Below are 13,547 nucleotides of genomic sequence, written 5' to 3'. Positions count from 1 at the left end.
GGGTGCCGCCGGCCGCGACCAGCGCGGCCAGCGGCACCCGGCGGTCACGGTGCCGCCGGATCGCGGGGCCCGGCCGGGTGCTCACCAGGTGGTGCGCCGCCGCCGACGCCAGAGCAGCAGGCTCACCATGACGGCCACCGCGGCCAGCCCGCCGGCCACCAGCGGGTACGCCCCACGCCCGGCCGCGGCCGAGCCGCCGGCGCCGGTGTCCACCCCGCCCGCGGGGACGACGGTGCCGCCCTCGGCGTCGCGGCGCAGCTCGGTGGTGAGTCCGCCCTGCTTCGCGTCGAGCACCAGCAGGGAGTAGACCGCGCCGCCGGTGAGGCGTACCTCGGTGTCGGTGCTCGGGCCGCCGGCCCCGGTCAGCCGCAGCCGCCAGCTGCCCGGCTCCACCTGCTGGTAGTCCGTCGTGGTGGCGAACTGCACGCCGTTGGCGATCATCGGGCCGTCGGCGGCGGCCACATCCAGCACCGGGGTCCGCACCGACGCCTGCACGACGCGTACCTTGGCGCGGCCCTGGGTGGGCGCGCTGAGGTCGTCGTTGAGCACCCGCAGCCCCAGGTCGGCGTGCCGGCCGACACCGGCCACCGTGTACGCGTCACCGCTGGTCACCGCGACCTCGGTGGTGAGGACCGGGGGACCGCTGGCGGGGGCGCCCGCCTCGCGCATCGCCACCGCGTACCGGCCGGGCGCCAGCTCCAGGTAGTCGGAGACCACGCCGTAGCCCACCCCGGGGAAGACCCGTGGCTTCGCGGCGTCGGGGGCGGCCAGGTAGACGTCCACGGCGGGGGTGTCAGGGGAGAGGTGGGCGAGCCGGACGTATCCGACGGTGTCCGCGCCGGCGCTGGCCGGCGTGCTGACGCCGACGGCGGCGAGGGTGGTGCCGAGCAGGAGCGCGCCGGCGCCGGCGAGCAGCCGGCGGGACACGGTGGTAGGGAGCATGCGCATGTCGCCTCCGAGAGCACGGTCGGTGAGCGGGCGGCAACCCAGGGAACAGAGTCCCGTGTACGGGACCACGGCGCAAGTTGTCGCCGGCATGTCGCTGATTTTTTCTGGCATCGATGGCGGTCCGAGCCCCGGCCAGCCGGCGGGCACCCACCCACCGCCGCGATCCAATATCCTCGGTCGATGCGGGATCGCCGGGTGGCGCTGGTGTGGGCGGCCTTCGTCGTCGTCGCGCTGGTGTCCTGCGTGCTCGTGTCGCGACGCGAGGACCGCCTGTCCGACCTGCACATCTACTACGGGGCGTTGTCCGACCTGCACGCCGGTCGGCCGCTGTACGGGTACGTGGCGGAGAACGGGGGGCCGTTCACCTATCCGCCATTCGCCGCCCTCGTGCTGGGGCCGATCACCGCCGTCAGCGAGGGCGTCCTGCAGGCGGCCTGGCTGGTGGCGACATGCGCGGCGGTCGTCGCCATCGCCGGGTCGGTCGGTGTCGCACTGACCGCCCGACGGTCCCGTCGCCCACTCGTCGTGGCGGTGGCGGCCACGGTGCTGATGCTCTCCGCGCCGGTGCAGAGCAACCTGCGCTTCGGGCAGGTCAGCATCTTCATCGTGCTGATGGCCCTGCTGGACGGGATGGGCGTGGTTCCACCCCGGGTGCGTGGCGTGCTGGTCGGGGTGGCCTCGGCGATCAAGCTGACCCCGCTGCTGTTCGTGGTCTACTTCCTCGCCACAGGTCGCTACCGCGACGCCGGTCGCGCGGCGGCGACGTTCGTTGCCTGCGCCGGGCTCGCCACGATCGTGCTGCCCGCCGAGAGCTGGACCTACTGGACCGAGGCCGTGCGGAAGACCTCCCGGATCGGCAATCTGGCCTCGCTCGGCAACCAGTCCGTGCACGGAATGCTGCTGCGCGTCGGGGTCGACGAGGCGGCGCTGCCCCTGCTCTGGGCCAGCCTGGTGGCGCTCATCTGCGCGGCGGCGCTGCTGCGCGCCCGGCAGTTGACCGCGCAGGGCCGCCCCGGGCACGCCGCGGTGCTCGTCGGCTGCGCCACCGTGGCCGCGTCCCCGGTTTCCTGGACCCACCACCAGGTGTGGCCGGTGCTCGCCGCGATGCTGCTGATCGGCGCGTCCGGCGTCACCCAGCGGGTCGCCGGCGCGGCGCTGCTCGCCGCCATGGTCGTCTCGTTGGGGGCGGTCCTCAGCCCGGTGTCGATGCGGCCGGGCGTGCAGTTCCTGTTCGAGAACGCCCGCGCCGTCGGGGTGTGCCTGCTGTGCCTGGCCGGCTTCGGTGGCGTGGCGGTCGCCGCCGTCCGGACCCAGCGGCGACCGGCCGTCGGGCGGGCCTGGTGGCGGGTGGGCATCACGGCGACGGTGGCGGTGGCGTTCTTCGCCGTGCAACCGCTGCCCGCCGGAGCGGACCCGACCTTCAAGGCGTACACCCTCGACGACGTGGTCAACCCGCGATACTTCTTCGTCTGCCGCAGCCCGGTCGAGTGCGCCGCCTACGGCACCGACGCGCCGGTCACCTTCGGCACGCGGGCCGAGAAGACCAAGGTGCGGGTAAACGGCGTGGTCTCCGGGCAGGTGGCCCGATTGGAGTACTACTCCGCGCCGGGTGGGGCGCCCCGGACCATTCCCCTGCTCGCCGCCTACCCGGGGACGCGGACGTTCTCGTTCCGGTCGGCGAGCATGGCGCAGGGTCGGCTCGTGGCGTACGCCTCGGACGGCCGGCAGATCGCCACCTACGACGAGGAACTCGCCGCCGCCCTGCGGACGACCGCCCGCTAGGCGAGGCCGCGGAGGCCCCGCCCGGCGGGAACGGTCAGCGGGTGGCGGCGGCCAGGGAAGCGCGCAGCGTGTCGGCGTCGCCCTGCTTCGGGTGCTCCCAGTCGTTCGGGTCGGCGGAGTAGAGCACTCCGTAGGCCGGGGTGTCCGGCTGGTAGCGCCACCCCTCGGCCAGCGGGCCGACGTCCACCGCGTCGTAGCCGATCCGATCCAGGAAGGCCGTCACCTCGGCCTTCGCGGCGGCGTCGTCGCCGGCGATCGCGAGGGCGCTGCGGTCGGCCGCGCCCGACGGCCGGGCCAGGGAGTCCAGGTGCTTGAAGAAGATGTTGTTGAAGACCTTGACCACCCGGGCGTCCGGCAGGTGCCGCTGGAGCAGCTCGCTGCTGGTGATCTCGCCGGAGTCCAGCTCCGGGAAGTTCCCGTCGCGCTGCGGGTAGTAGTTGTTGGTGTCGATGACGACCTTGCCGGCCAGCGGCTCCACCGGCACCGCCCGGTAGGCCTTCAGCGGAACGCTGACCACCACGAGGTCGCCGACCCGCGCCGCGTCCCGTGCCGTGCCGGCGCTGGCGTGCTCGCCCAGCTCGTCGACCAGGTCGGTGAGCGTCTCCGGCCCCCGCGAGTTGCTCAGCACCACGTCGTAGCCGGCGGCCACCGCCAGTCGGGCCACGGTGCCGCCGATGTTGCCACTGCCGATCAGTCCCACAGTTGTCATGTCGGTTCCCAACTCCGTCCACCCGCGCCGCATTCCCGACCGCCGTGGTGGGTTATTCCGGTTGTCGAGGCGTCGACGGGTGCGCAGAATGCCGTTCGTGCAGTGTCTGACCGAGGATCTCGCGACCTTCGCCGCCGGAGCCGACGGCTGGTTGCGGCGCGAGCCCGTCCTGCACAACGTACTGCTCACGCTGGTCGCGGACCGGCTCTCGGGTGACGTGCCACTCTCCGGGGGCGAGCGGTTCGTCCGGGTGGTCGACGGCGCGACGGTGGGTGCGGTGGTGCACACGCCGCCGCGCGGGCCGCTGCTCGGCAACGTGTCGGCGGACGTCGCGCGAGTGCTGGCCGAGCACTTCGTCCGGGCGGTGCCGCCGCTGGCCGAGGTGCACGGCCCGGTCCCGGCCGTGGCCGAGTTCGCCGAGCGGTACGCCGAACAGGCCGGCGGGACCGCCGTACCCGGCACCGCGCAGCGGATCTTCCGACTAGACGCGGTCCGGCCGCCGGTGGGTGTGGCCGGGCGCGCCCGCCCGGCCACCGCCGCGGACCGGGACCTGCTGGTCGCCTGGGCCGCCGCGTTCGCCGCGGAGACGATGCCCGCCGGTCCGCCGGTCGACGCGGCCGGGCAGGTCCGCGCCCGGCTGCCGCACGGCGACCTGCTCTGGCTGTGGGAGCACGCCGGCACCCCGGTCTCGACGGCCTGGCTGAGCAGGCCGGTCGCCGGCGTGGTCCGAATCAGCGGCGTGTATACGCCCCCGGAGTGGCGGGGGCGGGGCTTCGCCAGCGCCAGCGTCGCCCACGTCAGCCAATACGCCCTGAACGCCGGCGCCACCGCCTGCACGCTCTACACCGACCTAACCAACCCCACCAGCAACCAGATCTACCAGTCCCTCGGCTACCGCCCCCTGTCGGACGCGGCGCAGTGGCTCTTCGTCACGCGCTGAAGCCCCGCCGCACTGCCCGCCGCCCTCCGCCCCGTCGTCCTCCGCCCCGTCGATCATGGAGTCCTGGTGGGGGACGGGTCCGGCGAAACGCCGCAGGTCTGGCACCACGGGTCCATGATCGACGCGTTAGGCGCGGGTCAGGCCGTGGTCGTGGGTAGCACCTTCTCCAGGGCGGTGCGCAGGTCTTCGGCGCCGGGTTCGACCGTGGGCGCGAACCGGGCGGCGACCGTGCCGTCCGGGGCCACCAGGAACTTCTCGAAGTTCCACCGGACGTCCCCGGTGTGCCCGTCGGCGTCCGGGGTGTCCACCAGGGCGGCGTAGAGCGGGTGCCGGTCGGGGCCGTTGACGTCGACCTTCTCGGTCAGCGGGAAGGTGACCCCGTAGTTGACCTGGCAGAAGTCGCTGATCTCGGCGGCGCTGCCCGGCTCCTGCCCGGCGAACTGGTTGCAGGGCACGCCGAGCACCACCAGGCCGCGGTCGGCATAGGTGTCCGCGAGGGTCTGGAGGCCGGCGTACTGGGGGGTGAGGCCGCAGCGGGAGGCCACGTTGACGACCAGCAGCGCCCGGCCGCGGTACTGGGCGAGGTCGGCGGGTCCGCCGTTGAGGGCGTCGATCGGGATGTCGAAGACGTTCATGGCCCGAGGCTACGCGCCGGCTGGCGGGGTCCCGGTGACGGGCGGATCAGGTGCACTCCACGCACCAGCAGAAATCGAAACATGCACATCTTGACGAAGTGATGACGCCGTGAGTACCGTCTCACCATCTCTTTTGGAAAGTTTCCTAACAGTTCGGGAGACGCCTCATGAAAAGATCGCTCCGCCGGGCCCTCTGGGCCGGTGCCGTGGTCGCCGTGACCGTCGCTGCGGTGCCGATGACCACCGCATTCGGCGCCGGCACGGTCACCACCACGTTCACCAAGGCACAGGACTGGGGGACCGGTCACGAGACGAGGGTGACCGTCACCAACGGGTCGAGTGCCACGGTCAACACCTGGCGCATCGAGTTCGACCTGCCGTCCGGCACCACCATCAGCAGCGCGTGGGACGCCGACGTCACCAGCAGCGGCAACCACTACGTCGCGGTCAAGAAGAGCTGGGCCGGCGGCATCGCCCCCGGCGCCTCGTTCAGCTGGGGTTACAACGGCACCGGCGCCTACAAGGCGCCGCTGAACTGCACCATCAACGGTGCCGCGTGCGGCGGCGGTACCACCCCGCCGACCACGACTCCGCCGACCACCAACCCGCCGAACCCGGGCGGCAAGAAGGTCGTCGGCTACTTCGCCGAGTGGGGCGTCTACGGGCGCAACTACCACGTCAAGAACATCCAGACCAGCGGCTCGGCCGCGAAGCTGACCCACATCCTGTACGCCTTCGGCAACACCACCGGCGGGCGCTGTGCCATCGGTGACAGCTACGCCGACTACGAGAAGGCGTACACCGCGGCGGACAGCGTCGACGGCGTCGCCGACACCTGGGACCAGCCGCTGCGCGGCAGCTTCAACCAGCTGCGCAAGCTCAAGCAGATGAACCCGCACCTCAAGGTGATCTGGTCCTTCGGTGGCTGGACCTGGTCCGGCGGCTTCACCCAGGCCGCGCAGAACCCGGCCGCCTTCGCGGAGAGCTGCTACAACCTGGTCGAGGACCCGCGCTGGGCGGACGTCTTCGACGGCATCGACGTCGACTGGGAGTACCCCAACGCCTGTGGCCTCACCTGTGACACCAGCGGCCCGAACGCGTTCAAGAACGTGATCAGCGCGCTGCGGTCGAGGTTCGGCTCCAACGCCCTGGTCACCGCCGCGATCACCGCGGACGGCAGCAACGGCGGCAAGATCGACGCTACCGACTACGCCGGCGCCATCGGCAACCTCAACTGGCTCATGCCGATGACGTACGACTACTTCGGCGCCTTCGCCGCCCAGGGCCCGACCGCCCCGCACTCCCCGCTCACCTCGTACACCGGCATCCCGCAGCAGGGCTTCAACTCCGACGCGGCGATCCAGAAGCTCAAGAGCAAGGGCGTCCCGGCCAACAAGCTGCTGCTCGGCATCGGCTTCTACGGCCGGGGCTGGACGGGCGTCACCCAGGCCGCCCCGGGCGGCAGCGCCACCGGCGCGGCGCCGGGCACGTACGAGGCGGGCATCGAGGACTACAAGGTCCTCAAGAACACCTGCCCGGCCACCGGCACCATCGCCGGCACCGCGTACGCCAAGTGCGGCAGCAACTGGTGGAGCTACGACACCCCGTCGACCATCAACGGCAAGATGACGTACGCGAAGAACCAGGGCCTCGGTGGCGCGTTCTTCTGGGAGCTCTCCGGTGACACCGGCAACGGCGAGCTCATCAGCGCCATCAAGGGCGGTCTCGGCTGAGCCGAGGGCCGACGCACCACCCACACGGCGGGGAGGGGCACGCACCGTCCCTCCCCGCCCGTGACGTACCGGCCCGGTCGACGCCCAGCGTCGGCCGGGCCGCCGGCGTTGGGCCGGGCCCGCCCGATGTGGCAGACTCGCGGCTCGGCAGTCTCGATGTCCCGTCGACGGAGGTGGTCATGCGCCCGACCCACCGCAGGCTGGCGGCCACCGCCGCCGGGCTGGTGCTGCTGCCGGTCGCTCTGGTCGGCTGCGGGCTCACCGGCGGTGACGACGAGCCGGCCGCCAAGCCCGAGCGGGCCCCCGCCGAGGAGGCTGCCACCCGGTCCCGCGAGCGCGTCCAGGCGTACCTCGACGCGATGACCGCCAAGGACGTCGCCGCCGGCCGAAGCCAGCTCTGCGCGCTGCTGCACGACGGCTTCGACCTGGGCGCGACCGGCCCCAACGGCGACTTCGCCGATCACTTCAAGGTGCCCGAGGCGGCGATCACCGACGTCCGGTCCGGCCCGCGCGGCCAGGAGGTCAGCGTCTCGGTGTCGGTCACCGCCGGCAAGCGCAAGATCACTCGGCCGCTGGTGTTCACCGTCACCCGGGACGGGGGCGACTGGTGCATCGCCGGGGAGGCGCCGGGCGGCGCCCCGCCCGCCGGCGCGACGTCGGGCGGCGTCGCCCCCTCGCCCGCTTCCTGACCGGCACCCACCGGGACCGGTCTCCCATCTGCCGGAACCGTCCCCCTCGCCGCCCAGGCACCCCGGCGGTCGCCGTACGCTTTCTGTCATGCGCCATGAGTGGCATCAGCTGAGCCATCCCGCGGTGGGCAGCCCGGGCCTGCAGACCAGCCGACCGACCGTCGACTCCGCCGAGGACGCCGCCCTCGGCCTCGACCGCTGGCGGGACCTGCCCCGCGAGCAGACCCCGCCGTGGTCGGACCCGGGCACCGTCGCCGAGGTCTGCAAGGTGCTCGACACCGTGCCGTCGGTCGTCGCGCCCTACGAGGTGGACCAGCTCCGGCAGAAGCTCGCCCTGGTCTGCGAGGGCAAGGCGTTCCTGCTCCAGGGCGGTGACTGCGCCGAGACCTTCGCCGACAACACCGAGAGCCACCTGCTGGCCAACGCCCGCACCCTGCTCCAGATGGCGATCGTGCTGACCTACGGCGCGTCGCTGCCGGTGGTCAAGGTCGCCCGGGTCGCCGGGCAGTACACCAAGCCCCGGTCGCTGCCGACCGACGCGCGCGGTCTGCCGGCCTACCGCGGCGACATGATCAACTCGCTGGAGGCCGACCCGGCCGCCCGGGTCGCCGACCCGCAGCGCATGATCCGGGCGTACGCCAACTCGGCGGCGGCGATGAACATGCTCCGGGCGTACCTCGCCGGTGGGCTCGCCGACCTGCACGCCGTGCACGACTGGAACAAGGGGTTCGTGAAGAACTCCCCGGCCGGGGAGCGCTACGAGGCGATCGCCCGGGAGATCGACCGCGCGCTGGCCTTCATCCGGGCCTGCGGGATGACCGACGACGAGGCGCTGCGCACCGTCACCCTCTACTGCTCCCACGAGGCCCTCGCCCTGGAGTACGACCGGGCGCTCACCCGGGTCTCCGACCGCCGGGCGTACGGGCTTTCCGGGCACTTCCTCTGGATCGGCGAGCGCACCCGGCAGATCGACGGCGCGCACATCGACTTCATCTCCCGGATCGCCAACCCCATCGGCGTCAAGCTCGGCCCGTCCACCTCGCCGGACGAGGCGATCGAGCTGTGCGAGAAGCTCAACCCGGACAACATCCCCGGCCGGCTCACCCTGATCAGCCGGATGGGCAACCACCGCGTACGCGACGCCCTGCCGCCGATCGTGGCCAAGGTCACCGCGGCCGGCGCCAAGGTGGTCTGGCAGTGCGACCCGATGCACGGCAACACGCACGAGTCGTCCAACGGCTACAAGACCCGGCACTTCGACCGCATCGTCGACGAGGTGCTCGGCTACTTCGAGGTGCACCGTGGGCTGGACACCCACCCCGGTGGCCTGCACGTCGAACTGACCGGCGAGGACGTCACCGAGTGCCTCGGCGGCGCCCAGGGCATCGAGGACCTCGACCTGCCCGACCGGTACGAAACCGCCTGCGACCCGCGACTGAACACCCAGCAGTCGCTGGAGCTGGCCTTCCTGGTAGCGGAGATGTTGCGTGGCTGACGCATTCGTGGACCTGCGGTCCGACACGGTGACCCGACCGACCCCCGGCATGCGGGAGGCGATGGCCACCGCCGAGGTCGGTGACGACGTCTACGGCGAGGATCCGACCGTCAACGCGCTGGAGGCCGAGGTCGCCGCGCTGTTCGGGCACGAGGCGGCGCTGTTCGCCCCGAGCGGGTCGATGGCCAACCAGATCGCCCTGCAACTGCTGGTGTCGCCCGGCAACGAGCTGCTCTGCGACGCCGACGCGCACGTGGTCACGTACGAGATCGGCGCCGCGGCCGCGTACGGCGGCATCTCCTCCCGGACCTGGCCGGCGGTCGGCGCGGACATCGACCCGGAGGCGGTCGCCGGGATGATCCGGCCGGACGGCTACTTCGCCGTCCCCACCCGGGCGATCGCGGTCGAGCAGACCCACAACCGGGGCGGCGGGGGAGTGATCCCGCTGGCGACCCTGCGGGAGCTGCGCCGGATCGCCGACGACGCGGAGGTCGCGCTGCACTGCGACGGCGCGCGGATCTGGCACGCGCACGTCGCCGACGGTGTGCCGCTGGTCGAGTACGGCCAGCTCTTCGACACGCTGTCGGTCTGCCTCTCCAAGGGCCTCGGCGCGCCGGTGGGCTCGCTGGTCGTGGGCAGCGCGGAGAAGATCGAACGGGCCCGGCTGATCCGTAAGCGGATGGGTGGCGGCATGCGTCAGGCGGGCATTCTCGCCGCCGCCGGCCGGTACGCGCTGGCGCACCACGTCGACCGGCTGGCCGAGGATCACGCCAGAGCGGCCCGGCTCGCCGAGGCGGTCGCGCCGTTCGGTGTGCTCGCCGCCGCGGTCCGCACCAACCTGGTTCCGTTGGACCTGACCAAGCACGCGTTGGACGCACGCGCCCTGGCCGCCGCCGCGCGGGACGAGGGTGTGCTGATCTCGGTGCTCGGCCCGCGTACCGCCCGCCTGGTCACCCACCTGGACCTCGACGACGCCGGCGTCACCCACGCCGCGACGGTCCTGACCCGCCTCCTGGCTGCCTGACGCGCACGACCCGGGGTTGATCAAGAGGTCTGCGTCAGGTTTCGGCCTCCGGATGACGCGAACCTCTTGATCAACCGCTTGGGGGCGGGGTTCAGGGGTGGAGGCGGGTGAGGGTGGCGATGTCGGCGGTGTGGCCGACCTGCTTCTCGCTGGGCGTCTCCACGACGATCGGGACGCCGGCGGTCGCCGGGTGGGCCATCAGCTCGGCGAAGGCCGGCTCACCGATGGTGCCCTTACCGATGTTCTCGTGCCGGTCCCGGGTGGAGCCGCACAGATCCTTCGAGTCGTTGGCGTGCACCAGCCGCAGCCGGTCGGCGCCCACGGTGGCCACCAACGTGTCCAGGGTCGCCGTCATGCCACCCTCGGCCGCCAGGTCGTGCCCGGCCGCCCAGGCGTGGCAGGTGTCGAAGCAGACCCCGAGCATCGGGTGCCGGTCCACCGCGTCCAGGTAGGGCCCGAGCTGCTCCACCCGGGAGGCGAGCGACCGTCCGCCGCCCGCGCTCGGCTCGACCAGGAGCATCGGCCCGCCAGCCTCGGCGGCCCAGTCCAGCAGCGGCAGCAGCTCCTGGCGGACCTGTCGCATCGCCGCCTCGGCGTACCCCTCGTCCACCGAACTGCCCGCGTGGAACACCACCGCCCGGGCGCCGATCGCCACGCCCCGGCGCAGCGCGTGCGCCAGCGTCTGGGCCGAACGCTCGACCGTGGCCGGGGTGGGCGAGCCCAGGTTGACCAGCAACGACGCGTGGATGAAGGTCGGGATGCCCCGCTCGGCGCAACCGTCGCGGAACAGCGCGTCCTGCGCCGGGTCACCCGGGGGCAGCGCCCAACCCCGCGAGTTGGAGACGTAGACCTGCACCACCTCGGCGCCGGTCGCGTCGACGTACGGCAGGGCAGCCCTGGCCAGCCCGCCGGAGGTGGGGGTGTGGGCGCCGACCGGTCGGGAACGGGTCACCGGCATCTCAGAAACACCCGATGGTGACCTGGGTGCCCGGCGGCACCTGCGAGTTCTCGCTCGGATTCTGGAAGCGGACCACGGCGTTCGGGTTGAACTGGACGGCCACCGGGAAACCCTGGCTCTCCAGCACCTGCTTGCCCTGCGGGCAGGGCAGGTCGATCACCCGGGGCACCACCACCAGCGGCGGGCCCTTGCTGACGTCCAGCTTGACCTGGGCGCCCTTCTCGACGCCGGTGCCGTCGGCCGGGCTCTGGCTCAGGATCTCGTCCTTGGGCTTGTCGGAGTCCTTGTAGGTCTCGACCAGCACCAGTTTGAGCTCGGCCAGGATGGTGCGGGCCTCGGTCAGGCTCTTGCCGACCAGGTTCGGCACCGACACCGGCGCCCGGCCCCGGCTCAGGATGAGCGTGATCTTCGCGCCCGGTTTGACCTCGGCGCCCACCTTGGGAGAGCTGTCCACGACGACTCCGGCCGGCAGGGTGTCGTCGTAGCGGGCGGTGCCCTTGGCCACCACCAGCTTCGCGTTGACCAGGTCCGCCTCGGCCAGCTCGAACTCCTTGCCGATCACGTCCGGCACCGGGAAGCGCTCCGGGCCTAGGGAGAGGGTCAGGGTGATCGTGCCACCCTTGACGATCTTGGCGGCCGACGCCGGGCTCTGCCCCAGCACGCTGTCCTTCGGCGCCTTCTCGTCGTAGCGCGGCTCGCCGTAGGCCAGCGTGAGCCCGGCGCGCTCGGCCTGCGCCTGCGCGTCGACCTTGGTCAGGCTGACCAGCTGCGGGGCCTCCGTGTAGCGGCCGGCGCTGAACCACCAGACGCCGAGCCCGGCCACCAGGACCAGCGCCACCACCGCGGCCCCGACGGCCAGCCGGCCCCGCGGGTCGCCCAGCACCGTGCTGCGCAGCGCGGCGAGCCGGGACCACAGGCCCTCCGCCGGCTCCGGGGCGGCCCGCCGCCGGCCCGGCCCCTGCCCGCCGCCCTCCGGTAGCCGGGCCCAGGTCGGGCGCTCGGCCGGGCGGACCGTGGCGACCATCATGGTCGGCTGGGACACCGGCGGCTCGTCGGTCACCCGCCGCAGCACGGCGGTACGGCTGTTGGCGTCGCCCAGGTCGTCCCGGGCTGTCTGCACCTCGGTCAGCAGCGCCCCGGCGTCGGCGGGCCGGGCACCGGGATCGCGCCGGGTGGCCCGCTGAACCAGCTCGTCGAGGATCGGCGGCAGGCCGGGCACCAGCATCGACGGCGCCGGTACGTCCCGGTCGACGTGCTGCCACGCGATGTCCACCGGGCGGTCACCGTCGTAGGGCACCCGACCGGTGAGCATCTCGAACAGCACGATGCCCGCCGAGTAGACGTCGGTGCGCGGGTCGGCCCGGCCCTCGGTGACCAGCTCCGGGGCGACGTACGCCACGGTGGCCATCAGCTGGTTGCCCTGCTCCTCGTCGGCGCTCGCCTCGACCGCCCGGGCCAACCCGAAGTCGGCCACCTTGACCACGCTGTCCACCAGGTTGGCGACACCGCCGGTGGGCGCCTCGGCGACCAGCACGTTCTCCGGTTTGACGTCGCGGTGCACCAGGCCGGCGCGGTGCGCGGCGGCGATCGCGGCGAGCATCTGCTCGGCGATGGCCAGCGCCTCGTCCGGGTTGAGCCGGCGCCGCTCGGCCAGCACGTCGCGCAGCGTGCGGCCACGGACGTACTCCATCACCAGGTACGGCAGACCGGCGTGCGTGCCCTGGTCGTAGACCGCCACCACGTTCGGGTGGGTCAGCCGGGCGATGGTCTTCGCCTCGTCGGTGAACCGGGCCACGAAGTTGGCGATCCGGGCCCGGGCCTCGGGCGCCTGCGTCGGGTGAATGATCTTGACAGCGACGGTGCGTTCGAGACGCTCGTCGGTTGCTGTGTACACGGTCGCCATGCCGCCACGGGCCACGCGACCGCGAATGCGGTAGCGCCCGTCGATCAGCGAGCCCAGCAACGTGTCGGCGACCTGTGTGTCCATCGGCAGGGAGTCTATGTGTCCAGGGGGCAAAGGTTGAACAGGATGCTACAGCCGGCGACGAATCTGGTCCGTCCCACCGCGCTCACCGGCCCCTCATCCGCTGGTCGCTGGTGGTCCGCCGAGTGTTCGGACCGGTCGCCCCGGGGTGCCCGGTGGCTCGTCCGGGCAGTGGCGTGGCAGGGTGATCGGGTGACCGAACCCGTACCCGACCAGGCCGTGCCCGGCCCCGAGCTCGCCGGACCCGCCGACCCGGCCGGCTGGCTCACCCTGCCCGACGTCGCCGAGCGCCTCGACGTGTCGATCAGCAAGGTGCACCAGATGATCCGCGACCGGGAGCTGCTGGCGGTCCGCCGCGACGGCATCCGCCGGATTCCGGCGGACCTGGTGGCCAACCAGACCGTGCTCAAGCACCTACCCGGCGTGCTCAACCTGCTCTCCGACAACGGCTACGACGACGAGGCCGCGCTGCGCTGGCTCTACGAGCCGGACGACACCCTCCCCGGCGCCACCCCGGCGGCCGCCCTCTCCGGCGACCAGGCCCGCGAAGTCAAACGCCGAGCCCAAGCCCTCGGTTTCTAACCTTCCCGCGCTACGCGCCCCTACGCGCCTTCCCGCGTCGATCATGAGGTTAGCGGCGCCCGCACCGG

Annotated in this window: 12 protein-coding genes; 7 read left to right on the top strand and 5 right to left on the bottom strand. The window is 72.7% G+C overall.

The window, feature by feature from the left end; translation table 11 throughout:
- Positions 1-81: 81 nt before the first annotated feature.
- Positions 82-948 carry a DUF4397 domain-containing protein gene (locus tag EAD98_RS26820; RefSeq protein ID WP_233583986.1) on the bottom strand — a complete coding sequence of 289 codons (867 nt, stop codon included), beginning with the start codon at positions 946-948 and terminating at the stop codon, positions 82-84.
- Positions 949-1,128: 180 nt separating this feature from the next.
- On the opposite strand from EAD98_RS26820, the gene EAD98_RS26815 reads away from it, so the two are divergent.
- The gene (locus EAD98_RS26815; RefSeq protein ID WP_121656746.1) at positions 1,129-2,730 is read left to right on the top strand and encodes a glycosyltransferase 87 family protein; all 1,602 of its coding nucleotides are present in this window, start codon (positions 1,129-1,131) and stop codon (positions 2,728-2,730) included.
- 34 nt (positions 2,731-2,764) lie between these two features.
- Here the strand turns inward: EAD98_RS26815 and EAD98_RS26810 are convergent, their stop codons facing one another.
- Positions 2,765-3,439 (bottom strand): NADPH-dependent F420 reductase, encoded by a 675-nt coding sequence (locus EAD98_RS26810; RefSeq protein ID WP_121656745.1) that lies wholly within the window; start codon positions 3,437-3,439, stop codon positions 2,765-2,767.
- 88 nt (positions 3,440-3,527) lie between these two features.
- Here EAD98_RS26810 and EAD98_RS26805 point away from each other — a divergent pair, with 88 nt between their 5' ends.
- Positions 3,528-4,379, top strand: coding sequence for a GNAT family N-acetyltransferase (locus tag EAD98_RS26805; protein ID WP_121656744.1), 852 nt, complete (start codon positions 3,528-3,530; stop codon positions 4,377-4,379).
- Positions 4,380-4,516: 137 nt separating this feature from the next.
- On the opposite strand, the gene EAD98_RS26800 is transcribed toward EAD98_RS26805, so the two are convergent.
- A complete protein-coding gene (locus tag EAD98_RS26800; RefSeq protein ID WP_121656743.1) occupies positions 4,517-5,014 on the bottom strand; it encodes a glutathione peroxidase in 498 nt (165 codons plus the stop codon).
- Positions 5,015-5,181: 167 nt separating this feature from the next.
- Here EAD98_RS26800 and EAD98_RS26795 point away from each other — a divergent pair, with 167 nt between their 5' ends.
- From EAD98_RS26795 to EAD98_RS26780, 4 genes are all read left to right on the top strand, one after another.
- Positions 5,182-6,747 carry a glycosyl hydrolase family 18 protein gene (locus tag EAD98_RS26795; RefSeq protein WP_121656742.1) on the top strand — a complete coding sequence of 522 codons (1,566 nt, stop codon included), beginning with the start codon at positions 5,182-5,184 and terminating at the stop codon, positions 6,745-6,747.
- A 179-nt stretch (positions 6,748-6,926) separates the two neighbouring features.
- Positions 6,927-7,436 carry a nuclear transport factor 2 family protein gene (locus EAD98_RS26790; protein ID WP_121656748.1) on the top strand — a complete coding sequence of 170 codons (510 nt, stop codon included), beginning with the start codon at positions 6,927-6,929 and terminating at the stop codon, positions 7,434-7,436.
- 88 nt (positions 7,437-7,524) lie between these two features.
- On the top strand, positions 7,525-8,931 hold the full coding sequence (locus EAD98_RS26785) for a class II 3-deoxy-7-phosphoheptulonate synthase (protein ID WP_121656741.1): 1,407 nt from the start codon (positions 7,525-7,527) through the stop codon (positions 8,929-8,931).
- A complete protein-coding gene (locus EAD98_RS26780; RefSeq protein WP_121656740.1) occupies positions 8,924-9,955 on the top strand; it encodes a low specificity L-threonine aldolase in 1,032 nt (343 codons plus the stop codon). Before EAD98_RS26785 ends, EAD98_RS26780 begins: the two co-directional genes overlap by 8 nt.
- A 91-nt stretch (positions 9,956-10,046) precedes the next feature.
- Here the strand turns inward: EAD98_RS26780 and EAD98_RS26775 are convergent, their stop codons facing one another.
- Both EAD98_RS26775 and pknB read right to left on the bottom strand, forming a co-directional pair.
- Positions 10,047-10,913, bottom strand: a complete 867-nt coding sequence (locus tag EAD98_RS26775; protein ID WP_121656739.1) for a deoxyribonuclease IV — start codon at positions 10,911-10,913, stop codon at positions 10,047-10,049.
- A 1-nt stretch (position 10,914) separates the two neighbouring features.
- The gene (pknB, locus tag EAD98_RS26770) at positions 10,915-12,900 is read right to left on the bottom strand and encodes a Stk1 family PASTA domain-containing Ser/Thr kinase (protein WP_121656738.1); all 1,986 of its coding nucleotides are present in this window, start codon (positions 12,898-12,900) and stop codon (positions 10,915-10,917) included.
- Positions 12,901-13,089: 189 nt separating this feature from the next.
- Here pknB and EAD98_RS26765 point away from each other — a divergent pair, with 189 nt between their 5' ends.
- Positions 13,090-13,479, top strand: coding sequence for an Rv2175c family DNA-binding protein (locus EAD98_RS26765; RefSeq protein ID WP_121656747.1), 390 nt, complete (start codon positions 13,090-13,092; stop codon positions 13,477-13,479).
- The last annotated feature ends 68 nt before the right edge of the window (positions 13,480-13,547 follow it).

The sequence above is a fragment of the Micromonospora sp. CV4 genome (assembly GCF_003667455.1).
Lineage (GTDB): Bacteria > Actinomycetota > Actinomycetes > Mycobacteriales > Micromonosporaceae > Micromonospora.
Note: the sequence above shows the minus strand (reverse complement) of the source record. Positions and strands in the feature narration are given on the sequence as shown.